This window comes from Saccharopolyspora sp. NPDC000995 (assembly GCF_053599315.1).
Genome location: NZ_JBSFLZ010000046.1, coordinates 1 through 21,844 on the forward strand (window position 1 = coordinate 1; position 21,844 = coordinate 21,844).

Here is a 21,844-nt window from a genome sequence, read left to right on the forward strand (position 1 = left end):
AAACACATGATTAACAGGCGGCTGCCCTACATCGAATGCAGCCCCCAACCACACGTTCCCGCAGGTCAAAAACCAAATGGCTGCTGCCGTACTAGGTCGGGGCCGTTGCCCTATTGCCCGGTATTCAAACCGCCAGAATAATGCTCCTTGTTTTGGCGATAGCAACCGCATGAGCTGTCTCATGGTCATTGTTTGATGGTTCCCAGTGTCCGGACAGCCGATCCTGGTACGGTCCTGGTAGATGCGGTCTGCCTTCGCCGTAAGGTGTTCGTGTAGAATTTTTTTGTTGCCCGGATTCGGCAGATCATCCAGTGTCGTAAAGAAACCGTATGGCCTCCGACTATAGGGCTTTACTGCGCGGTCGTTCTCGCCCTGGTATATGTCCGGCAGAACTTGAACCAGGCGGCCGTGGGCGATTTGTTCGGAGTAAGCCAGCCGACCGTATCGAGGGTCTACCGAAGCATACTACCGCTGATCGGAGAGGCGTTGTGTCTTCATGTTCCAGGCCTCAAGGAAGTCCTTCGCAGCCGGCTCGTCCTGGTCGACGGCACTGAAGTCCCAACCGGCAACCGTGCTGGCCACAAGGACAACTACTCCGGCAAGCGCCGCCGTGCAGGGCTCAACATCCAGGTCGCGGCAGATATTAATGCCGGCTTGTTGGGAATATCCGCGATCATGCATGGCTCCATGCATGATCGCAAAGCGTTCACCGAGTGCGACTGGGAAGATCTTCTCGCGGACACCCCGACTATTGCGGACCCCGCGTACCAGGGAACTCATTTGATCACTCCACGCAAGAAACCCAAGGGTGGCGAACTCTCCGCAAGCGACAAAGAAAACAACAAGATCACCTCTTCAATACGATCGGGCGTATATTTGCAGTCTTCCTTTCTTGTCTCTGCCGGCGGTAATCCAGGTCGCAACCTTCGATGCCTGTCCTTGCTCGTCGCGCTCGTCCCTGTGGCGCTGTTGGTCAGCCGAATACTTGACCTGCTTCCATGCCGATGTTCCTGCCTAGGCCGCAGTGCCGAAAGCTGCGAGTGCACCTATCGCCGAAATCCAGGACGGCACGTTTCCCCAGTCGATGATCACGAGGGTGATCTTACTGATTCGGGCAAGGCAGAGTTGTCAAATCCTTGACCGAGCCATCCCTTGCGCGCTTGCAGTCCGTGAACTCAGCTGACGCTAGCCAGAAGCCCCCTGATCGAAGTTTCTGAGACGCGAAAAGGAAGCCTCCGGCGGCGCCCTCCCGGGCGGCTGGCTGCCGTGATCTGGCCCCCCTACCCCTGTGGAAGCCCGCTGCCGAACTCGTCCCGGGTCGCCACTCGGTTCCGTTCAGCAGGTATTCCGCACGCTTCTTGGCGGCGTCTGGGCTGATGTTCATGGTGCCGGTGACGAGTACGGGAATGTTGACGATGTGGAACCCACCGCCGATCGATTCGGCGCTCGGGCCGCGCTGGTCGATGTAGTAGGGGAACGGCTTGCCGTTGATTCGCACGCCGGTGGCGGTGATGTCGGCGTGCTCGGCTTCCTCTGTGCTCATCGTCGTTTCCTCTGTCGCTCGGCGTTCTCGGAGCTTCTCAGCTTCTGCGTTCGGCGATAGGTTCACCGGATGCAGCGCGAGAGCATCGCAGTGCGGGTCGGGTGGATCTGCCTGGCCGCGATCAGCCTGGGGATCTTGGGCTTCGGTGTGGTCGTGATGGTTGCGCCGCCAGCAGGAGACGCTCTGTTGTATCGCGCGGACGGGCTGGCTTCCATCGGGGTAGGCCTGTTCGGGGGATCGCTCGCGTTGGTGCCCTTCCGACGCCGACAGCGGTGGGCTTGGTGGTCGCTGTGGTTCTACCCGGTGTTCTGGGTAGTGCACCTGGTCGGCCAGTTGCCGCCAGGGGAGGACCATGTCCATCAGGTGGTTTTCATCGTGCTCTCGCTTGTCGGCCTGCTGGTTCCGGTCCGCGAGTTCTTCCGGGCCCAACCACGTTGACATGCCGAACTAATCCCGGCGCACCCGTGATCGGTTGCGAGTGGCGTTCTCAGCCCGCGTTTTGACGGCGTGGCGCTCGGTGCACAGTGATTGCGCGTTGGCGTGGTCGAACATCGCGCCGCCTCGGCTCAACGGCAGGATGTGGCCGACCTCGACCGCATCCGTCCCGCATCCCCTGCATCGAGGTTCCAATCGCAGGTGGGCTCGCTTGAAGGCGATGTCCTTGCGGGCGAGCTTGCCCCGTGGTTGATGCTGGCTCCTCGTTGCCCACGGTTTCCGGGTGTGCTGATCGCATCTGCCGTTCGTTGTCAGCTCTTGGCATCCCGAGTAGCTGCATCGCGAGGGCGGGGCAGTGGGCATGTAGTCCGCCCGTTGAGGGCCTGCGGTCCCAAAGCCACCAGACGCTGCCGCAGGTTCGGCAAGACACGGTCGCCCTCTTCGAGTTGGCGTACAGCTGCTCGGTGCATTCGACGCCTTCGATGACTGCGGAGCAGGGACCCGCGTACATGCGATCAGGGGCGCGGTCGATGATCTGCCACCAGCGGCGAACAGCGTCCTGGATTTCGTCGGCGAGTTCGTCGGCTGCAGGATGCTGCCGGCACTTGCCCCTCGACGCTTCCCCGTGGGGAAGGAGTATGCCAGCGCAAAATCACATTGAGTAAGCGAGTTGCTACGAAACGAACGTCTCGACCAGCGAGGTCAGTGCGTTTTGATGGGGAAGTTCGATAGGTCCGGTCAACCACCTCTGCAACACGGCGGTTACTCGGCGTTGCCGCTTCCCTGGTCGATCAGCTGGGTAAGCAAGCTCGTGATCTGCTCCTGACCGGCGGCCAGCTGATCGAACTTCCGCGCACCTCGGAACGAAGACCGACCAGATTCGACCGCAAGTCGGCCAGATCCTCGCGGTGAGCGTTGAAACTGGCAGACGTGGTCTGCCGGAAATCGCGCAGTTCGCGATGAATTTCGGCCACGCCACGATCATTGGCAGCAGCTAGGTGCCGCGCTGCGGCCGCGTCCTCACGCGCTGCCTGCGCCTCAGCGGACAACTCGCCAATGCGGGCCTCCAGGGCGGCCACCCGGGCCTCGAGATCAGCACGCCATGCCGAGCAGCGTACCGAGCCGCCAACGGCAGGTGGTGATACGACCAGCCCGACACTTACCTGGTCGGTGTGTTGGTGCCGCTACTGGAAACTACTTTGCACGGTGCTATCAGGGACTACCAACGCCTCCGGCGCGATTCGGGCGGCGCTAGCCACTTCGAACCCCAGATCTACAGTCCACGTGTCGTGGTCGCCGCCGTGCTCAGCACAGGTCAACTGGACTATGCCGGCGCTGCCGACGTGCCCGTCCTCGGAGGCCACGTAGATCGTGTTTGTGTGGCCCGGTCGCATGTAGAGCCCTACCTCGGGGCTGTGACCCGAGGTAGGGCCATAAGGGCTGTGCGGGTCCCAGACATAATCCATGTAGGCGCCCTGGACGCTGACGCCGACCGGTCCAAGGGGTGGTCCCTCGTTCATGAGGATGACGAGCTTGGTGGCACGGAACCCATGCTCGTCATTGGCGTCCACGGCCTCGACCAGTGTGAACTTCGGCGTTCGCGGGTCATGCCGATCGTCCTGCATGATCTTTACCTGCTCCTTGGCCGCCTCGGCCTGTTGTCTGGCCGACAGCACCTGCTCTCTGGCCGACTGGGCTTGCCGTCGAGCTGATACGGCCTGCCAGACGGCGACGCCGGCGGCTCCGAGGGTCACCGCAGCGGCGACCCACGTTGGCACGTCACCGAAATCTACGTTCATGCTGGTCCTCACGTGTAGTAATGATCACGAAGTCAGGCGCCCAGGCATCGAGCTGCGGCAATTGACCAAGGCCTGGACCTGGTCACCGGGTACACGCTCTCAGTGACCAGCAAGGCGGCAGGGCGGCCGCACGCTCGACCTTGCCCCAGTGCTCGCACAGCGTGCTCATTTCGTCGCCACCGGCAGCTCGGGCGGCGGCGGGCACGGGCGAGTACCCGTTGGCGATGCGGGTCCGTGACGAGTTGGGTGAGCTGTTCAGCGATGCGGAGTTCACCGAGGCGTTCGGGGCGCGGGGAAAGCCGGGGTGGTCACCAGGACGGTTGGGGCTGGTCACGGTGTTACAGATGGCGGAGAACCTGACCGATCGGGGTGCGGCACACCGGGTCCGGTTCGGCATGGACTGGAAGTACGCGCTGGGCATGGAGCTGGACGATCCGGGGTTTGACGCTTCGATCTTGAGTGAGTTCCGCACCCGGCTGGTCGCCCATGGTTTGGAGGAACGTGCCCTGGATCTGGCGCTGAAGGTGTTGCAGGACAAGGGATTGGTGGCCGCTGGCGGGAAGCAGCGCACCGATTCCACCCACGTGGTGGCGGCGGTGCGCAATCTCAACCGCTTGGAGCTGGCGGGCGAGTCGGTACGGGCGTTGCTGGAGGCTCTCGCGGTCGCGGCACCGGACTGGCTGTCCGGGGCGATCGATGTGCCGGCGTGGGGAAAGCGGTATGCCGCGCGGCAGGTTCAACCTACGACTCGACGAATGCACCGTAGATCTGCTCGTCCGGGCACTCGACCCCTGACCCAAAGGGCACCCTGATGGGGTTTAAGAAGTGACGAGCCGTGCTCGTGTCGTACTGTGACCGCCGTGACCTCACCTAGGGATTTGCAGCTCTCCGCTGACGGCAAGTGGGAGCCATACGACGTGTTCGGCGGTGCCTCCGACGTTACTGATGCCGGGGACTATCTGGAGTCGCAAGGTTGGAAGCCATTTCTCAGGCTCGGTGCTGGGGAGTGGGCGAGCCTGAATCTGCTCACCTGGCAACGAGACCAGGACGGCCGCAGCGAGTACCTCATTGAGGTCAGCAATCAGGAGCAAGCGTCGGAGTACCTGAAGGTCATCGGCTTGCCGAGGTTGATGGATCTGCTTGCGCGTTGGGCTCCAGCGGTTCAGGCGGCCAGTATCGCCGACGTGGTTCAGGACCTCCATGAACCTGTGATCGAGCATGGGGGCATAGTGGAGACCGTTGCTGCGCGGGCTGCGTGGGGTGTGCAAGATCGGTTGCCGAAGCTGCGTAGCTACCGGCAGCAGTGGGACGCCGCCGAGGCCGCAGCCACGGCAACGCGTCAAGAACATCGTGTGGCTGAGTGAGTTTCGGTTTTTGCGTAGCAGCTTCGGTGCAGCGCTATATAAATCATCCCGACATCGTGTCGGGCAATGGCCAAGCTCTTTAAGCATACGAAAAGAGCCGTCCCGGAAATACAGGCGGGCGGCTCTTTGTGTTCCACTCTTCATGCCCTCGGGCAGCGGCTTCTCCGGTGACGCGCGAGCCGACCATGCAGGTGGCTCCGATCACGCGATTTTCATCGAGCAGTCCTTTGCGCGGTGAGGTTCGGAAGTGGGGGGCGGGCTCGCGGGGAGAACTGGCCTGCGGCGATTGCGGCGAGTGAGAGCGCGAAGCCGAGCAGTTGGATCGGGCCGAGCGTCTGGCCGAGCAGGACGACTCCGAGGAGCGCCGCGACCATCGGCGAAAACAGGCCGAGGAGGGCGACCGAGGTGACCGGCAACGTGGTGATGCCGCGGAACCACATGACGTAGGCGGCCAAGCCGCCGACCAGGCCCAGCCAGAGGTAGCCGAGTGCGGCCGTCCCGTCGATCGCGGGCGGTGGCCCCTCGAACAGGAACGTGACGGGCAAGAGGAACAGGCCGCCGGCGGTGAGTTGCCAGCCGGCGAACGCGGTGGGACTGGCTTCCGCAGGACGACCCCACCGTTTGGTGAGCGTCACACCCAGCGCCATCGATGCCGCGCCCGCCAGGCCAGCCAGGATCCCGGGGACGCCGAACGCCGCATCCGGCCCGATCACCACCAGGCCGACGCCCACGACACCTACCAACCCCCAGGCGAAGCGCCAAGCCGAAGGGTGCTCGCCGAGGACGGTCACTGCCAGGACTGTCACGATGAGTGGCTGGGCGGCAGCCAGCGTGGCGGCAACGCCTCCCGGCAGGCTTTCGGCCGCCACGAAAAGCAGCGGGAAGAACATCCCGATGTTCAGCCCGCCGAGCACCGCTGCCTTCGCCCACCACGTCCCGCTCGGCAAGGTCCGCGTGATCACCAACGTGATCAGCCCCGCGGGTAACGCACGCAGAAGCCCCGCGGACATGGGATGTCCTGGGGGGAGCAGTTCGGTGGTGGCCACATAGGTCGTGCCCCACACCATGGGCGCGAGCGCCGTCAGCGCGGTGCGGGCTGCAGTGCTCCCGTTGCCGGAGATCGTCTGGTTCCTCACGATCCAAGTCTGATCCGACCTGTATCAATGAGTCCAACACATGTTTGTCAACTGATCCATCTCGATGCACGATGGATGGATGGAGCTCCAGCAGATGCGCTACGTCGTCGCGGTCGCGGAGACGAGCAGCTTTACCCGCGCCGCCGAGCGGTGCCTGGTCGTCCAGTCCGCGCTCAGCCACCAGATCGCGCGCCTGGAACGGGAACTCGGCGGCAAGCTCTTCGAGCGCAACAGTCGCCGGGTCCGGCTCACAGCTGCCGGTGCAGCATTTCTCCCCGCCGCCCGCCAATGTCTGGACGCTGCGGAGCGCGCGGCCGCCGAGGCCGCGGCGGCCCTCGGCGAGGTGCGCGGGCGGCTCACCGTTGGCGTGATCCCCACGGTCGCCGCGGTGGACATCCCGGCCGCACTGCGCGACTTCCGCAGCCTGTACCCGCACGTGCGCATCGGCCTGCGCGTTGGCGGCAGCGAGAACCTCGTCGAGCAGGTCAGGGAAGGAGCCATCGATGTCGCCTGCCTCGGGTTGCCGACCACGGCTCGGCCCCGCGGTGTCGCCGGCCGTGAACTCGCCCGAGACAGGCTCGTCGCCGTGGTGGCGCCCGGGCATCCCCTCGCGGAGGAACCAGAGGTCGACCTTCGCCGGATTTCGTCCGAGGTGTTCGTGGATTTCACGGCCGGAACGGTCGGCCGTGCCCAATCCGACCAGGCGTTCGCGGCGGCGGGCCTCGACCGCGATGTCGCCTTCGAAGTGCAGGCTCCCGACCTCATGGCGAAGCTCATCCGTGAGGGCCTGGGCATCGCCATGCTCCCGTCCACCTACGTCCCCCAACTCGCCGGCGTGCGCACCATCCCCGTGTCCGACGCGCCGGCCCGCGTCGAGCACCTGGTCTGGAACCACGTCGGCCTGACACCCGCGGCGAAGGCCTTCCTAGCCGTCCTCGACACCCCGACTGAGCACTTGGCAGAGCGAACTGAGGCGCGCCCGCACTGAAGAACTCGGATTGTTCCTGGTCAGGGCCGTGTGGGTCATCCGCGTGCAGGGACGGGGAAGAATTTTTGTCCGGGGTGTCCATGCGGGGGTTCCCCATTCGTGGTTGTGTCGTGCGGCGACGCTGCCGCACTTCAACAACGGACGCCGAGGGAGTCGGATCATGAAGTACATGCTGCTGATCAACGCCGGTGCGGTTGGCGCGAACGGCGGGGCCGCCGAGTGCAACGTCGAGGACTGGATGGCGTTCGACAAGGAGGTGCAGGAAGCGGGGATCCTGGTATCCAGCGAGTCCCTGGCGGACCTGGTCACCGCCACGGCCGTGCGGGTCGACGAGGACGGTCGGCCGACCGTGACGGACGGACCGTTCGCCGAGACCCGCGAGATCCTCGGCGGTTTCTACGTCATCGACGTGCCCAACCTCGACGCGGCGCTGGACTGGGCCGCGCGTTGCCCCGGCGCGCGGGGCGACGGGTCCGTCGTGGTGCGGCCGGTCGCCGACTTCGGGGCCTGACGTGCGGGACGAACCGGCCGCCAGGGCCGCAATGCCGGTGGTGGAGGCGGTGTTCCGCGAGGAACGCGGTCTGCTGCTGGCGGCCCTGGTCCGCCGCTTCGGCGATCTCGACCTGGCCGAGGAGGTCACGTCCGAGGCCATCGAGGCGGCGCTGGCCAACTGGCCGGTGCACGGCGTTCCGCCCAAGCCTGGTGCGTGGCTGATGACCACCGCGCGGCGCAAAGCGGTCGATCGGCTGCGGCGCGACCAGACGTTCGCCGCGCGGTTGGCCATCCTGCAGGTGGAAGCGGAGCGGGCAGAACCCGTCGCCGCGGCGGACGTGGGCGGTGATCTGGCGGATGAGCGGTTGCAGCTGTTCTTCACCTGCGCCCACCCGGCGCTTGCGGCCGAGGACCGCGGGGCTTTGACACTGCGGTACCTCGCGGGGTTGACGACGGCAGAGGTCGCGCGGGCTTTCCTCGTTCCAGCGGAGACGATGGCCAAGCGGATCGTGCGGGCGAAGAAGAAGATCCGCGAGGCCAGGATCCCGTTCCGGGTGCCAGGTGCCGAGGAGTTGCCGGAGCGGCTGCCGGGCGTCCTCCAGGTGCTGTACTCGATCTTCACCGAGGGGTATGCGGCCAGCTCGGGTCCGCAGTTGCAGCGGCTCGATCTGGCCGCGGATGCGATTCGGCTGGCCCGGATTCTGCGTCGGCTGCTGCCTGCCGAGCGGGAGGTGGCCGGGTTGCTCGCGCTGATGCTGCTGATCCACGCCCGCCGGGACGCCCGGACCGGGCCAGACGGCGAACTGGTCCTGCTTGACGAGCAGGATCGGGACCGTTGGGATCGCACGATGATCGAGGAGGGCCGTGGCCTAGTGCCCGTCGCGCTGGTTGGCGGCGCACCCGGCGCGTACGGGGTGCAGGCCGCGATCGCCGCCCTGCACGACGAGGCAGCGGACGTCGCCACCACCGACTGGCCGCAGATCGTGGCGCTCTACGACGTGCTGCTCGCGCTCACGCCTTCGCCGATCGTCACGTTGAACCGGGCGGCGGCAGTCGCGTTGCGCGATGGCCCGGAAGCGGGCTTGGCGCTGCTCGACGAGTTGGCCGACGAACCGCGGCTGCGAGCCCACCACCCCTACCCGATGGCACGGGCCGACCTGCTGCAACGGCTCGGCCGGTTCGCCGAGGCCGCAGCGGCGTACCGGGAGGCGCTGAAACTGGCCGGTACCGAAACCGAACGTGCGCATCTGCAGCGCAGGCTGCACGAGGTCGAGCAGACCGACCCGTGACGCGGTCAGCGTTGTTCGGTTACGGCCAGACGGTTTCGGAGGCCGATGAGGACCGTCGCCGTGATCCGTTGGCGCCACCGGGCGAACCGGGCGTTGCCCGCGAGCTTCTTCGACATTGCCGCGGCCGTGATGCTCAAGGCGTAGTCCCACAGCACCGACAGCGTCGTGAGCAGCGCACCCAGCATCATGAATTGCCCGTATACCCAACCGTACTCGGGGTGGACGAACTGGGGGAGGAAGGCAAGGAAGAACACCGCGACCGCAATTCCCAGCCACACCAGGTAAACCGCTCACGCGAACTTTACCGCCGTGAACGCGGCCGCAGAAGTCGCCAGCACCCCGACAATCCCGCTGCCGCGGCTACCGCGTGCAGCAGTGTCCCGGTGTTCAGACCGAACGTGGCGACCGCGCCTGCTCGCTGACTGCCGCTGGTGACCCTGGCCAGCACCAGCGCCTCTGGATGAGTGGTGCGAGTTCGGCCTGTAACGCGTGCTCGACGGGGTGGCTGCGTTGCTTTCCGTCACCGGACCGCCCGTGAGAACCTGTAGTGGGAAAAGGTTTTCGGTCGCCACATGACAATGGCCGCAGTCGCCACGATCAGCATGACCAGGCTGGTGGCTGCAGGGCCGTAGGACCAGCCGCCGGTCGACACCGAGTAGGTCACATTCATCATGGCGTGGAACAGGACCGCCGCGAACGCGCTGTTCCCCGTGTTGTTGTGGAGCCAAACGATGATCACGCTGGGGATGATCGTGAAAGCGCATTGCCAGATCGTGCAACTCGGTTCGTGCAGCTGAAGGTACGGCAGGAAGTGCCACGCCGCCCACACGGTTGCGGTGATCACGCTGCCCCGAGGGAGCCCCACCGCTGCTGCATCGGGCCGGTGGCGTAGCCGGTCCAGTCCACTTCTTCGGTGACGCCCGCGACGAAGTAGAGCGCGAAGTAGACCAGCACCGCCGAAAACGAGATGTGCGGTTCGGGGAGCGGCTCCCCGGCGAAGCGCATCAGCCAGTACGACACCAACGTGACCATGGGCATGAGGAGCAGGATCGGCGCGTACCAGGCCAGCTTGATTCTCGAAGCGTCGAAAGCGCTTCGGAGCAGCCTGCGCGCCCCGCCGCTGCCGTCGTGGAGGCGGACGAGGAGCACCGCCGCTACCAGTGGGACGACGAGCTGCAGGGCGCTCAACGGCATATTCGCCGGAAGCCGCATGTCGGAGAGCTCGCCGAGGAGCGTGAACGGGGCGCCGAGGACGAAGACCGGCGCGAAGAACGTCCACGGCGAGCTCGACCAGGACGTCTTCACGCAAGGCTCCCTCGATCGTCTACTCAGGACGCGGAAGAGTCCTCCGGCTGTGTTTTCAACCGCGCATCGGGGAGAAACCCGATGCGTCCCGGGTTGAGGCCCGGTGTCAGCGGAGCGCTTCGGCGAGTGCGCGGTAGGACGCCAGCGGGTCGTCGCCGAGGGCTTGGATGCTCACGTGGTTCGCGCCCGCATCCAGGTGCGCGTTGATGCCTTCGGCGATCTCGACCGTGGTGCCGTGCAGGGCCACGGCGTCGATCAGGCGGTCGCTGCCGGGTGGCGCGAGGTCGTCGTCGGTGAAGTCGAAGCGGCGCAGGTTGCGGGTGTAGTTGCTCAGGTTCAGGTACATTCCCACCGAGGCGCGACCGGTGGCGCGGGCCCGGTTCTGGTCGGTTTCGACCACGACCTTCTGCTCCGGGGCGAGCAGTGGTGCGTCGCCCAAAATCTCCCTGGCCTGCCTCGTGTGCGCGGGAACCGTCAGGTACGGGTGCGCTCCTGCGGCCCGGTCGGCGGCGAGCTTGAGCACCCTCGGGCCGAGCGCGGCGAGCACCCGGTCGGTCTTCGGCACCCCGGCTGCGTCCAGCTGGTCGAGGTAGTCGACCAGCGCCTGGTACGGCTTGGTGTAGGTGTCCGTCATCTCGCGGTGCCCGGCTCCGATGCCGAGGACGAACCGGTCCGGGTGCTTCGCGGCGATGCGATGATACGACGCGGCGACGGCCTGCGGGGCGGAGTTCCAGATGTTCACGATCCCGGTGGCGACCGTGATCGAGTCAGTGGCGTCCAGCAGCCGTTCCGCCAGCGCCAGGTCCGCTGGCGGCGAGCCGCCGATCCAGATCGTGCCGTATCCAAGTTTCTCGACCTCGATCGCCAGTTTGGGGTCGAGTGCCGTGGAAATCCGCCAAATGCCGAGCTTGCCGAGGGTTGCGGTCATGTCACTGGCCAACGGAGGTGGTCGGGCAGGCATTCCCGGTGTCGCCCGATCCGGGTCGCTGCTGGCGGGCTTTGGTGACTGCGGCCAGACCGCCGTCGACGACCGTGAGCACGGCCATGCCGGTCATGCCCGCCGGGAAGCGGCGGGTCCGGAAGTGGTTGGCGATCACCAGGTTGAGCGCCGCCCGCCCGGCCATCCACGGCCAGCGCGGTCGGTCGCGCAGGACGCTAGGGTGATCGCCAGGTCGATGATCCCGATGGTGCGGACGAAACCTGCGTGATCGCCTTATCCGAGCGCCTTCGCGACCAGCCGCGGGGCGGCGGTCAGCCCGGCGCCGATCACCAGGGTCACCGCGCCGAGGACGTTCGCGAGCTGTTCGGCGTTCACACCCGACTCGTGGCCACAACACCCGTCGACCGGGCGCCGAGAGGCATGGGCGAAGGTCCGGGTTCAGTTCGGACCGAGGGCCGGTGAGGCTTTTCGGTGATATAGCGTGATATAGCGCCGTCGTAGCGCCCCAAAAGCACTCCCCGCCACCGAAGGGTCAGCCGTCCTTGCGCCAGACGTACGCGGCGGAGATCGGGTGGTTGCGGAAGCGCTCCCACTTCGGTTTCACCGCGACCCACGCGTCATCGATCACGCCCTCGTGCAGCTCCGCCAGTCGCCAGCCTGCCGCCAGCGCCGCCGCGACGTGGTCGCTGATTAGGTGCACATTGGTGGTGATGGCCACCGATTCGCCGGCGCTGTTGGTGTAGTGGGTGGGCATGCCCGAGGTCATAATGAAGTGCGGGTGGAACGTCACCAGGACGAACGCGGCCGTCGGCGCGGCCAGCCGCCACGCCTCCCGGTACAGCGGGTTCAGGTCGTCGAGGTGCTCGTCGATCAGCGAGGAGATCACCAGGTCGTAGGTCGAGTCCGCCAGGCCGGTGGCCGCGACGTCTGCCTCCACCAGCCGGTCGTGGGCGCCGCGGCGCTGCGCTACGGCGAGCATCTCCGGGGTGAGGTCCACCCCGTCGATCGCCGGAACTCCCTTGCCCCGCAACCACTGCCCGGTCCGGCCGGTCCCGCAGCCGAGGTCGGCGGCCCGGGTGACGGCCGCCCACGACGGCTCCTGGAGCCGGTCCAGCAGCGCGAGGTCCATGACATCCTCGACGGTCTGCTCGTAGTTGGCGACCCATTCGCCGTACCCGGTGCGCACGTCAACGGTGCGATAACCCCGCGCGTCGAAGCCCCTGAACTCCATTGCACCGATTATTCCGTCGGCGCTCCCGCCGCGAAACAGATTTTCCACCGGCTCGTTCAGCGCCGGGCCGACGCGACGGAGTGGGTGCACGCGGCGATGGCGGGGGTGCCGTGTCGCTCCTGGGTGCCTTGGGCGGCGCCCGCTGCTGTCGCCGCACGAGATCGTCGAGCAGTCCGCGGGAATCCCGACGACACCGCCGCCGCGGTGGCCTGGACCAGGCGAATCGGGGGAGATCATGCTCGCCGCCGAGCAGGCTGGCGGGCGCGGTCGGCGCTGGACATGGCCGTGGACTACGTCCGTAGACGTTCCAGTTCGGCCGCGCCATCGGCAGCTTCCAGGCCATCAAGCACATGTGCGCGGACCTGCTCGTGGAGGTCGAGTCGGCCTACTCCGTCGCCGACGCTGCGGCGTGGGCGCTGGCCGAGCGCAGTCCGGAGGTCGCCGCATTGGCCGGGTTGGCCCAGGCCTTCTGCTCGGACGCATTCGCGCGGGCGGCCGCCGACAACATCCAGATCCACCTCGTTCTGCGGAGCGAACGGTCCGTTCGCCCCCCACCCACCGCGCATCGCGGCCGGTCGAGAGCTCGGATGAGAGGACTTCGGAGCTGAGTCGAATTCCACTTCCGCGGCCCTGGTCGCTTCGAAGCGAGTGGATCGGGCGCTGAGATGGATCTCGGAATTGTGTTGGCGTTCATTGGCGCGGCGGCGTCGATCTCGCTGGTGCCCGGCCCGGACATGATGTTCATTATGGCCAACGGAATTTCCTCGGGCCCGCGCGGCGGGGTCGTGGCGGCCGTGGGCATGCCAGCGGCATCGTGGTGCACACGATCGTCGCGGCCCTCAGGCTGACGGCGATGTTCCGGGAGGTGCCCGTGACGCTGGAGGTCGTCCGGATCGCCGGTGTCGTCTTCCTCCTGCATCTGGCGGTCCAGTCGTGGCGGACGTCGGCGGTACCGGAGGTGCAGGCAGCGCCGGCCAGATCGCTGCGGCGGACCTATGCGCTGGCGGTGCTGACGAACGTATCGAACCCCAAGGTGATCAGGTTCTACCTGGCGTTCGTCCCGCAGTTCGTCAGCGCGCAGGCGGCGTGGCCGATCCCGGTGCAATTCCTGGCCCTGGGCGGCCTGCTCGTCGTGGTGGGCATCTGTGTGGACGCCTTGGTGGGCCTGCCTTCGGGCTGGCTGTCGAACATCCTGCTCCGCCGCCGAGCGATCCAACGCTGGCTGGACAGAACGGCAGCCCTGGTCTTCGGAACCCTGGCCCCCCGCCTGGCCACCGAAAACCTGAGGTCGTGAACCGCAGGTAACAGCCGGAGTGCTTTCGGGCGCGATAGCGGCTGTTTGAGAACTCGTTCCGTGTGCCGGTGAAACGGCGGACCTACGGCAGTGGCGACTGCGCGATCGCCCCAGTCACGCGACCGTCACGCCGTATCGCCGACCGACTCGCGGCGCGCGATCAGCCGAACTGGTCGGACTCGTTGTCCGGCGCGCTGCGCGAAGAAGCCGATCTTCGGGTCGGCGGAGAAGATCTTCTGCCAGCTCGCGACCAGCGTCACCGCCGCGTCCCAGGCCAGCGGAACCAGTGTCACCCACGCGTACTTCGCGCGGCCGGACTTGATTAGGATCGTCGTGGCCACCGCCAGCGCCACCGCCGCCAGCAGCTGGTTGGCGATGCCGAACAGCGGGAACAGCTGGTTGATGCCGCCCAGCGGGTCGTTGACCCCGGCCCACAGGAAGCTGAATTCCATTCCACCGATTACTCAGACTGCACATCAACGACGCATACGCCTTTCTGGCCGGTACACACCAGCGCATGCCGGGTGCGGCATCATTGGCGCGGAAGTCGATTATTGGGGGCTCGATGAACGAGACGACGCACGCCTTTCGGCGCTTGTGCGAGAACCTCAAGTACGCCCGGGGCCTGGTGGACGGTGGGCGTCGCTTGGAAGCGCAGGACGTCCAGGACTTCGACGTGACGGACCTGTATCGCGCGGCCTGGGTGATGGCCGTTGCTGCCCTCGACCACTGGGTGTTCGAGGAGATCCGCCACCGGGCTTTGGCGCTGCTGCTGAAGCCGGATGGGCAGAAGCCCTCTGGACTGCGCAAGCTGAGCATTCCCGTCGACCTCTTCGACCGGATCCACTACGGTGGGGAATCGCGCGAAGCGGTCTTCGGGGAAATGCTGGACCGGGAGTTCGGGCACGAGTCGTACCAGAACCCGCGCTACATCCAGGAGGCCTTTAAGCACGTTTCCGACGTCAAGCTCTGGGCCGAGGTAGCGAAGCGGGCTCATGCGCATGGCGATCAGGTGGATGCCAAAGAAGTGCAGGCTCGGCTCAAGCGGATCATGGAGCGACGGAACCAGATCGTGCATCAGGCGGATTTGGACCAGGCAGATCCAAATCGGCGGCAACCGGTATCCGCGGAGGAGGCCGCTGCGGTCATCTCCCGCCTGGAAGAGACCGCCGCGTACGTCGTCATGGCGTTGGACGGTGGTTCACGCTGACTTCTTCTGCTGCCGTCGGTGCTCGATGAGTGCCCAGCGCAGAGTGACCATCCCGCTGTCGGTCTCCAGCTGCCAGAAGTCCTGCCCGTCCAGGGAGGACCCGGCGAAGACGGTCAGCGTGGCCAGGCTGGAGTAGACCTCGCCGTCGAACTCGAATGAGCCATCAGATCGGACGGTAACCACCTTGTCGCCGGACGCGGAGTACAACCGGACGCCGTCCGCGAGCACACCGCTGCCGAACAGGTCTGTCGCTTCGTTGCTGCGCTTGTCGGCGGATTCTGCGGGAGTTTCCAGGTAGCTGCGCGGCGGAGGCTGGTAGGTGGGTTGGTAGGTAGTCTCGCCGATCTTGTAGAACGCCTCGCGGATGACCTTCGCCATGCGACTGCGACGTTCGGCAAGGAACTCCTGGAAGTCCATCTGTTCCCAACCGTTCGGCAATGCGTGGTGCCTCAACTGCATTTGGAGCTGGTTCTCGCCGATATTCTTGGCTGCCAGCTGCTCCGGCCAGAATTCGCTCGGAGCCCGGTCGGAGATGCGGATGTCATCGATCCAGTCGACGATCGTCATGTTCGCGATCTGGTTGTACTGCTTGGAGCTGGTTACGCCCAGCGCGTTTTCTAGATAGTCGCGGGGGAACAGCCGGTGGCGTTCGACATTCCGGGTGGCGAGCACGGACGGGTTTAGGTGGCTGCTCACCTTGCTCGTCGACAGCAGCACGTCGGCTTCTAGGACGTTCAGCGCGGCGAGGTAGCTGTAGAGTGCCGGCGATCCGGATGCCGAGGTGTTCAGCTCGTTGGGCAGCGTGATTGTCCAGAAGTCGCCGGTGAGCGTGTCGTCGATGGTCCGGTTCAAGCGGTCGAGGAACGACTGCGCGTCCTTGGTCGCGAGAGCATCGATCGCGGATAGGTCCGATTCCGCGCGGCTTTCGAAGGAACCCGTGTACCTGCTGGTGATCTGGGCCATGAAGAACCAGCGGGCGATCGCTTCCCGCAGTTGGTGGACCGGCACTTCATACTCGATGCGGCCGATCAGCCAGAGCGCGTAGCTGTACATGACCGTGTTCTGGCTGGAGATAATCCGGACGCTGCTGAATCCGGCGTGGTCCAGGCAGCGCAGGAACTCGTGCCAGTTTGACAGGTCGAGGACCTGCGCTTGCGCCTGCTGCAAGCGGGCGAACTGGCTTTGCCGATCAGCGGAGTCGAGCTTGCCGCCCCGCATGTCGTGCCCGCGCAGGAGCGAGTACACCGCACGTAGCACAGCCCGCCGAAAAGCCACGGCGATGATCACGCGCAGCAGCTGCGGTGGCTTGGGCTGCAGATGCCAGTTGAACGAGGTGTTCGCTTTGATGCTGGGCTGTCGGCTTTCCTGTGAGAACTTCTCCAGTTCGCGCCGTCCGTCGTCCCAGAACACCGACATCAGGGTGAGGATGAAGTCGGACTGGTTGAGCGGGGTGCCCTTGCTGTTGATCCGCACGAAGATGTCCGAAACCTCTTCCGGATCGGCCGAGCTGGACAGTTCGACAGCGTGGAAGGTGTAGTTCCGGATGGCGTGCAGCTGTCCGATGGCGTTGGCCAGCTTGTCCCGGTCGATGTTGTCGAGTTCGCGGTGTTCCTGGAGCCGGGTGAGGAAGTCGTCGATGACCCGATAGGTGCCGTCAGTCCAACCCGCCGCGATGTCGGGGATGAACTCGGGATTCTTCTCCACCGTCGCGTCGTGCACCCTGAAGGCCCCGTCGGCGGGCCGAAAGGCGATCCGGATGTGCACATTCTCGAAGTCGTCGGACAGCACGGGTACGCCGGTCAGGGCCGCGAACAGGGATGTGATGCGCTGTTGGCCGTCGACCACGAACAAGCGTGGTCCGGACTGCTTCGCATCCGTGCCGATCTGACGGGATTCCTGCTCGGCTCGGGCTTACCACAGGTGCAGGCTGCCGACCGGGAAGCCTCGGTACAGCGAGTCGAAGAGGTCGCGCACCTTACTGGTATCCCAGACGAACGGGCGTTGCAGGTCTGGCAGCGCGATCTCGCCCTTACCGACCCGCCCGACAAGGTCGTCGACCGAGTAGGTGGTGTTCTTGAACAGCGTCATGCCGTGGTGCCCCCAAGCGCTTCGACGAACGACGCCGGATAGTACCGATCCCATGACGTACAGCGACAGGTGCCCGTTGATCCGCCGTGCGGAACTCAACCTGGATGCTTGATTTTCCCTAACATTGGGAACTTCCGCGGTCGAGGAGGAGGTCGGGGAGGCGTCGGTCTTGGGGTGGGCTGGAGCGCACGTCCGGAGTACGTGGCTACCGTAGGTTTCGACGTGGTGGTGGCGTTGTCGCTTGAAGTCGATTCGCGCGCAAAGCTTGGAGACGCTCAGCGCAACGTTGCATGCCGCGGAGTGCTGGTCGCGGGCACGGCCGACCCGGAGGAGGACGGCAGCGAATGCGAGCGCGAAAGCGGCAGCGCAGGTGGCCATGATCCCCACGGCCACTCATCATCACATTCGCGGTCTGGATAGCTCCCGCTTATTGGCTGCGAGTGGGCATCAGAACTGGCCGCCGACACTCCAGTGCACAGTCAGTTGGACTGACCGAACTTGTTGTTCTTGAGGCCTTGCATTAAGGAGTCGGCCTGGGTGCGAGTGAAGAGCAGAACACCGACTTTGGGGGCCTTGCTGTCGCGGATAGCGAGCCGGCCGTCCGTTGTCCACGCGACCTCGACGCAGTTGCCGCCGCCGACGCCGCCACCACCGGAGTAGCTGCTCTTGCGCCAGCTCTCAGGACGTAACGCACTCTGCTCGATCATCTCGCCCCCTCCTCGACCGCAGGTCACCCGTAGCTCTCAGCGGCGTCGGCAAGCTTGTTCACTGAGTCGACCTGCGACAGCGACTGCTCGGTGAGGATACCGAAACGGAGTGTGTAGGTTCGGACGAGTTCTCGATCCTCGATGTAGACCGCGCGACCCGGGCCTTCTGAGTACCCCACGTCGGGAATCGGATCAGGCAGCGTCAGGATGGAGAACGGTCCTTCCAATGCCGGGCTTGCGCCGACCATCCGGGGCAAGACTTGAACCGTGATGTTTGGTTCTTCTGCCGCCTCGGCGAGGAAACGAAGTTGATTGCGCATCACCCGTGGCGCTCCGACCGGCCGTTGCAGCAGCCCTTCGTCGAGAATCACATGCAGCTTCGGCGGTTCGGCCCTGCGAAGGATCTGCTGCCGCGCAAGACGCGCTGCGACTCGTCGTTCGACTTCGTCTTCGGCGATGTCCTGGTTGATGCCACGGATCAAGGCGTGCGCGTAGTCGGCAGTTTGCAGAAGCCCCGGGACGAGGAGGGTTTCGAAGCTCCGCGATGCGACAAGGGCGACTTCCAGGTTGAGGAAGGCGTGAAAGTCCTCGGGCAGGTTCTTCCGGAGATCGACCATCCAGCCTCGCTCGTGCGCGGTGCTGGCCAGATCGGCGAGCCATGCTCGCAGATCCCGATCAGCTACTTGGTAGACGTCCAGCAACTGCTCTACCTCTGCGATCTTGACGCCTTGTTCACGGTTCTCGATGCGCGAAAGTTTGGGGCGGGACCATTTCCCGTGTCTTTTGCGAAGTTCGGCGATGACTTGATCATGTGTCAGCCCAGCTTCCTCGCGAAGTCGGCGAAGCGTTTCTGTGAGCTGCCACCTTCGCACGGTCGCGTTAGCGAGGCCGTTCTCCTGGACCACCGTCAACCTCCACAGTTGCGGGCACGCTTGCGCTGGTTCGAGTGAACGTCTGGACGTCCATATTGAAAGTGGACGTCCAGATTGGCATCCTCTGCATCACGTTCAGTACTTGGTCAAGCACGCCTTGTTAGGAGGCAATGATGCTAGTCGGGGTCGGTCAGGCGTCTTCGGGGCATCCACTCGACACGTTCGTCGTTGATCCATCGGGAAAACCTCCGATGTGCAGCGCCGAACAGTTCGCTGTGGTCGTAGAGGATCTGGTTGCTGATGCGGCACCCAGGTTGTTCGCAGTTCTCCAGGAATACGGCGAACGCGTGGATGTGCGGTATTGCCGCCTGGGGCATGGCATTTGGGGAGCGGGTCGAGGTCGTCAGTACCGACGGCGGTCTCCGCATGAGCATGACATCTGCGGAGGAAGTCCAGCGTGCCTTCAGCTGGGGTAGTCATATCTCGGGCCGGTTGGTGTGGGCCCGGTCATCAGTGTGTGCGAAATGAGTGACGGGCACCTGTGACCGCGTAACCAGGTCACAGGTGCCCCCTCCGTGGTTCAGCAGCAGCGGGAGCCTGGGGTGGCGTCCTGACGGTCCACGTGGCCGCGCCAGAACTCCCGTTCCGTCATCGGTTCTTCGTCCGGGTGGTTTCGGCGGTGGTGGTCGAGGTAGCGTTCGTAGGCGTTCTCGCCCACCACGCCGCGCACGATCTGCCAGGCCGTGTGGGCGAACCCGCGCAGCCTGGCCAGGATCGGCGTGCCGGTCATGTGCTGGCCTCGGCCTTCCCGGCCGCCGCCAGCTCCTTCTGGGTCTGCTTCTCCTCCGCCGTCGGAATCAGCCCGGACGGGGCCCAGATCTTCGACTCCACGTGCGGCACCTCGGTGCTCGGCAGCGGTGCGCTCGTGCGCAGAGCCTTGATCCAGATCCGGACCGCGTCCACGAGCACGATCACGATCAGCAGCGCGAACAGGATGCTGAGCACACCGTCCACAGTGGAGTTGACCACGACCTTCTGCATCTCCTCGACGGTGTGCGCCGAGCCCTTGCTGGTCTGCCCGGCGTCCAGCGCCGCCTGGTAGGCCGCGCGCTGCGCGAAGAAGCCGATCTTCGGGTCGGCGGAGGAGATCTTCTGCCAGCTCGCAACCAGCGTTACCGCCGCGTCCCAGGCCAGCGGAACCAGTGTCACCCAAGCGTACTTCGCGCGGCCGGACTTGATCAGGATCGTCGTGGCCACCGCCAGAGCCACCGCCGCCAGCAGCTGGTTTGCGATGCCGAACAGCGGGAAAAGCTGGTTGATGCCGCCCAGCGGGTCGTTGACCCCGGCCCACAGGAAGTAGCCCCAGGCACCGACGATTACCGCGCTGGCGATCCAGTTGCCCTGCTTCCAGTTGACGTCGCCGAAGCGATTCCACACGTTGCCCACGGTGTCCTGCAGCATGAACCGGCCCACCCGGGTACCGGCGTCCACAGTGGTCAGGATGAACAACGCCTCGAACATCACCGCGAAGTGGTACCAGAACGCCTTCATCTCCTCCCCACCGATGACCTGTGAGAACACCTCGGAAAGCCCGACGGCCAGGGTCGGTGCGCCGCCGCTGCGGCCGACCAGCGTGTGCTCGTCCACAGCCGCCGCGGCCGCCGCCAGCTGGTCCGGTGTGATCTGGAAGCCGATCCCGGCGACCGCCTGCGACGCCGACTGCAGCGTGTTGCCGAGCGCCGCCGACGGCATGTTCATCGCGAAGTAAAGGCCGGGGTCGATGATGCACGCCGCGGCCAGCGCCATGATCGCCACGAACGACTCGGTCAGCATCGCGCCGTAGCCGACGACCCGGACCTGCGACTCCTTCTCCAGCATCTTCGGCGTGGTGCCCGAGGACACCAGCGCGTGGAAGCCGGACAGCGCACCGCAGGCGATCGTGATGAACACGAACGGGAACAGCGAGCCGGAGAACACCGGGCCCTGCCCGTTTAGCGCGAAGTCGGTGATCGCTTCGGTCTTCATCATCGGCATCGCGATCAGGATCGACACCGCCAGCAGCACGATGACGCCGACCTTCATGAAGGTGCTCAGGTAGTCGCGCGGCGCCAGCAGCATCCACACCGGCAGCACCGAGGCGATGAAGCCGTAGGCGACCAGCGCGAAGGTCAGCTCGTTGCCGGAGAGCGTGAACATCCCGGCCAGCGAAGAGTCCGCGACCCAGCTGCCGGCGACGATGCTCAGCAGCAGCAGCGCCACGCCGATCAGCGAGGTCTCGACGATCTTGCCCGGACGCAGGTAGCGCAGGTAGAAGCCCATGAACAGGGCGATCGGGATCGTCATGCCGATGGAGAAGGTGCCCCACGGGGAACCCTTCAGCGCGCCGACCACGACCAGCGCCAGCACCGCCAGCAGGATGATCATGATCGCCAGCACCGCGATCAGCGCCGCGATGCCGCCCACCGGGCCGATCTCCTCGCGGGCCATCTGGCCGAGGCTGCGGCCGTTGCGGCGGGTCGAGAGGAACAGCACCACCATGTCCTGCACCGCACCGGCGAAGATGACGCCGATGATGATCCAGATGGTGCCCGGCAAATAACCCATCTGCGCGGCCAACACCGGGCCCACCAGCGGACCCGCCCCGGCGATCGCCGCGAAGTGGTGGCCGAAGAGGACCCGGCGGTCGGTCGGCTGGAAGTCGGTGCCGTTGTTCAGCCGCTCCGCCGGCGTCGCGCGGGTATCGTCGACCTTCAGGATCTTGTATGTGATGAACCGCGCGTAGAAGCGGTAGGCGATGGCGTACGAGGCGAGCGCCGCGAACACCAGCCAGGCCGCGGAGATCTCCTCACCGCGGACCAGTGCGATGACGCCCCACGAAACCGCGCCGACGACGGCCACCAGTACCCAGATGGCGATTTCTTTGGGACTCATCTTGCGCTTCCGAGCCGCCCCAGTGCTCGGCGCCGTTATCTCAGCCACCGTCCCCGGACCCCATTTCTCCGTTGTACCCTGCGATGCGACTGGCACAGCAGACACGAGGATCGACTCGCATGTCCCCGAATGTCCAGCACATTGCCCGGAAGTAACCAGGATGTAAGTCACACCGGAATTCCGGTCACCGGCGTCCGGCGAGGTTCGCGACCGCCCGTTT

25 protein-coding genes and 2 pseudogenes are annotated in these 21,844 nt (G+C 65.5%); 10 read left to right on the forward strand and 17 right to left on the reverse strand.

What is annotated here, in order from left to right; genetic code table 11:
- Positions 1-408: 408 nt before the first annotated feature.
- On the forward strand, positions 409-1,140 hold the full coding sequence (locus ACWDKQ_RS17050) for a transposase family protein (protein ID WP_450139703.1): 732 nt from the start codon (positions 409-411) through the stop codon (positions 1,138-1,140).
- On the opposite strand, the gene ACWDKQ_RS17055 is transcribed toward ACWDKQ_RS17050, so the two are convergent.
- On the reverse strand, positions 1,103-1,609 hold the full coding sequence (locus ACWDKQ_RS17055; protein WP_450139704.1) for a hypothetical protein: 507 nt from the start codon (positions 1,607-1,609) through the stop codon (positions 1,103-1,105). The genes ACWDKQ_RS17050 and ACWDKQ_RS17055 overlap by 38 nt on opposite strands.
- Before the next feature lie 3 nt (positions 1,610-1,612).
- Here ACWDKQ_RS17055 and ACWDKQ_RS17060 point away from each other — a divergent pair, with 3 nt between their 5' ends.
- Positions 1,613-1,981, forward strand: coding sequence for a hypothetical protein (locus tag ACWDKQ_RS17060; RefSeq protein ID WP_450139705.1), 369 nt, complete (start codon positions 1,613-1,615; stop codon positions 1,979-1,981).
- A gap of 788 nt (positions 1,982-2,769) precedes the next feature.
- Here the strand turns inward: ACWDKQ_RS17060 and ACWDKQ_RS17065 are convergent.
- Together ACWDKQ_RS17065 and ACWDKQ_RS17070 are read right to left on the reverse strand one after the other, a co-directional pair.
- Positions 2,770-3,057, reverse strand: coding sequence for a permease (locus ACWDKQ_RS17065; RefSeq protein ID WP_450139706.1), 288 nt, complete (start codon positions 3,055-3,057; stop codon positions 2,770-2,772).
- 105 nt (positions 3,058-3,162) lie between these two features.
- Positions 3,163-3,777, reverse strand: a complete 615-nt coding sequence (locus ACWDKQ_RS17070; protein ID WP_450139707.1) for a hypothetical protein — start codon at positions 3,775-3,777, stop codon at positions 3,163-3,165.
- A gap of 161 nt (positions 3,778-3,938) precedes the next feature.
- On the opposite strand from ACWDKQ_RS17070, the gene ACWDKQ_RS17075 reads away from it, so the two are divergent.
- Both ACWDKQ_RS17075 and ACWDKQ_RS17080 read left to right on the forward strand, forming a co-directional pair.
- The gene (locus tag ACWDKQ_RS17075; RefSeq protein ID WP_450139708.1) at positions 3,939-4,589 is read left to right on the forward strand and encodes a transposase; all 651 of its coding nucleotides are present in this window, start codon (positions 3,939-3,941) and stop codon (positions 4,587-4,589) included.
- 39 nt (positions 4,590-4,628) lie between these two features.
- On the forward strand, positions 4,629-5,141 hold the full coding sequence (locus tag ACWDKQ_RS17080; RefSeq protein WP_450139709.1) for a hypothetical protein: 513 nt from the start codon (positions 4,629-4,631) through the stop codon (positions 5,139-5,141).
- 212 nt (positions 5,142-5,353) lie between these two features.
- Here ACWDKQ_RS17080 and ACWDKQ_RS17085 read toward each other — a convergent pair whose 3' ends face one another.
- Complete coding sequence (locus ACWDKQ_RS17085; protein WP_450139747.1) at positions 5,354-6,208, reverse strand: EamA family transporter; 855 nt, start codon at positions 6,206-6,208, stop codon at positions 5,354-5,356.
- Positions 6,209-6,356: 148 nt separating this feature from the next.
- On the opposite strand from ACWDKQ_RS17085, the gene ACWDKQ_RS17090 reads away from it, so the two are divergent.
- The 3 genes from ACWDKQ_RS17090 (at position 6,357) to ACWDKQ_RS17100 (ending at position 9,046) form a co-directional block, all read left to right on the forward strand.
- Positions 6,357-7,265, forward strand: a complete 909-nt coding sequence (locus ACWDKQ_RS17090) for a LysR family transcriptional regulator (protein ID WP_450139710.1) — start codon at positions 6,357-6,359, stop codon at positions 7,263-7,265.
- 160 nt (positions 7,266-7,425) lie between these two features.
- On the forward strand, positions 7,426-7,776 hold the full coding sequence (locus tag ACWDKQ_RS17095; protein ID WP_450139711.1) for a YciI family protein: 351 nt from the start codon (positions 7,426-7,428) through the stop codon (positions 7,774-7,776).
- A gap of 31 nt (positions 7,777-7,807) precedes the next feature.
- A complete protein-coding gene (locus ACWDKQ_RS17100) occupies positions 7,808-9,046 on the forward strand; it encodes an RNA polymerase sigma factor (protein WP_450139748.1) in 1,239 nt (412 codons plus the stop codon).
- 5 nt (positions 9,047-9,051) lie between these two features.
- Here ACWDKQ_RS17100 and ACWDKQ_RS17105 read toward each other — a convergent pair whose 3' ends face one another.
- The 6 genes from ACWDKQ_RS17105 to ACWDKQ_RS17130 form a co-directional block, all read right to left on the reverse strand.
- Positions 9,052-9,324 (reverse strand): LysE family transporter, encoded by a 273-nt coding sequence (locus tag ACWDKQ_RS17105; protein ID WP_450139712.1) that lies wholly within the window; start codon positions 9,322-9,324, stop codon positions 9,052-9,054.
- Between the two features lie 242 nt (positions 9,325-9,566).
- Positions 9,567-9,890 (reverse strand): hypothetical protein, encoded by a 324-nt coding sequence (locus tag ACWDKQ_RS17110; RefSeq protein WP_450139713.1) that lies wholly within the window; start codon positions 9,888-9,890, stop codon positions 9,567-9,569.
- The gene (locus ACWDKQ_RS17115) at positions 9,887-10,351 is read right to left on the reverse strand and encodes a hypothetical protein (RefSeq protein ID WP_450139714.1); all 465 of its coding nucleotides are present in this window, start codon (positions 10,349-10,351) and stop codon (positions 9,887-9,889) included. The genes ACWDKQ_RS17110 and ACWDKQ_RS17115 overlap by 4 nt, the downstream gene beginning before the upstream one ends.
- Before the next feature lie 106 nt (positions 10,352-10,457).
- On the reverse strand, positions 10,458-11,279 hold the full coding sequence (locus ACWDKQ_RS17120) for an LLM class F420-dependent oxidoreductase (protein WP_450139715.1): 822 nt from the start codon (positions 11,277-11,279) through the stop codon (positions 10,458-10,460).
- A gap of 1 nt (position 11,280) precedes the next feature.
- Complete coding sequence (locus tag ACWDKQ_RS17125; RefSeq protein ID WP_450139716.1) at positions 11,281-11,475, reverse strand: hypothetical protein; 195 nt, start codon at positions 11,473-11,475, stop codon at positions 11,281-11,283.
- A 348-nt stretch (positions 11,476-11,823) separates the two neighbouring features.
- Entirely contained in the window at positions 11,824-12,522 is a 699-nt protein-coding gene (locus ACWDKQ_RS17130) for a class I SAM-dependent DNA methyltransferase (RefSeq protein ID WP_450139717.1), read from the reverse strand.
- 350 nt (positions 12,523-12,872) lie between these two features.
- Here ACWDKQ_RS17130 and ACWDKQ_RS17135 point away from each other — a divergent pair, with 350 nt between their 5' ends.
- Together ACWDKQ_RS17135 and ACWDKQ_RS17140 are read left to right on the forward strand one after the other, a co-directional pair.
- Entirely contained in the window at positions 12,873-13,130 is a 258-nt protein-coding gene (locus ACWDKQ_RS17135; RefSeq protein WP_450139718.1) for a hypothetical protein, read from the forward strand.
- A 206-nt stretch (positions 13,131-13,336) separates the two neighbouring features.
- Positions 13,337-13,816, forward strand: coding sequence for a LysE family translocator (locus ACWDKQ_RS17140; protein ID WP_450139719.1), 480 nt, complete (start codon positions 13,337-13,339; stop codon positions 13,814-13,816).
- Positions 13,817-14,004: 188 nt separating this feature from the next.
- Here ACWDKQ_RS17140 and ACWDKQ_RS17145 read toward each other — a convergent pair.
- Positions 14,005-14,259 (reverse strand): annotated as a pseudogene (locus ACWDKQ_RS17145) (carbon starvation CstA family protein); the annotation flags it as partial.
- 122 nt (positions 14,260-14,381) lie between these two features.
- Between ACWDKQ_RS17145 and ACWDKQ_RS17150 the strand changes: the two are divergent.
- Complete coding sequence (locus ACWDKQ_RS17150) at positions 14,382-15,026, forward strand: hypothetical protein (protein ID WP_450139720.1); 645 nt, start codon at positions 14,382-14,384, stop codon at positions 15,024-15,026.
- Here ACWDKQ_RS17150 and ACWDKQ_RS17155 read toward each other — a convergent pair.
- The 6 genes and pseudogenes from ACWDKQ_RS17155 to ACWDKQ_RS17180 all read right to left on the reverse strand — a co-directional run bounded on the left by ACWDKQ_RS17155 (position 15,018) and on the right by ACWDKQ_RS17180 (position 21,624).
- Positions 15,018-17,492 (reverse strand): annotated as a pseudogene (locus ACWDKQ_RS17155) (GmrSD restriction endonuclease domain-containing protein). The gene ACWDKQ_RS17150 and the pseudogene ACWDKQ_RS17155 sit on opposite strands and share 9 nt — an antisense overlap.
- A 101-nt stretch (positions 17,493-17,593) precedes the next feature.
- Entirely contained in the window at positions 17,594-17,821 is a 228-nt protein-coding gene (locus tag ACWDKQ_RS17160; protein ID WP_450139721.1) for a DUF397 domain-containing protein, read from the reverse strand.
- 23 nt (positions 17,822-17,844) lie between these two features.
- Entirely contained in the window at positions 17,845-18,726 is an 882-nt protein-coding gene (locus ACWDKQ_RS17165; protein ID WP_450139722.1) for a helix-turn-helix domain-containing protein, read from the reverse strand.
- Between the two features lie 143 nt (positions 18,727-18,869).
- Positions 18,870-19,127 (reverse strand): hypothetical protein, encoded by a 258-nt coding sequence (locus ACWDKQ_RS17170; RefSeq protein WP_450139723.1) that lies wholly within the window; start codon positions 19,125-19,127, stop codon positions 18,870-18,872.
- A gap of 146 nt (positions 19,128-19,273) precedes the next feature.
- Positions 19,274-19,483, reverse strand: coding sequence for a YbdD/YjiX family protein (locus tag ACWDKQ_RS17175; RefSeq protein WP_450139724.1), 210 nt, complete (start codon positions 19,481-19,483; stop codon positions 19,274-19,276).
- Entirely contained in the window at positions 19,480-21,624 is a 2,145-nt protein-coding gene (locus tag ACWDKQ_RS17180; protein WP_450139725.1) for a carbon starvation CstA family protein, read from the reverse strand. The genes ACWDKQ_RS17175 and ACWDKQ_RS17180 overlap by 4 nt, the downstream gene beginning before the upstream one ends.
- Positions 21,625-21,844: the final 220 nt, after the last annotated feature.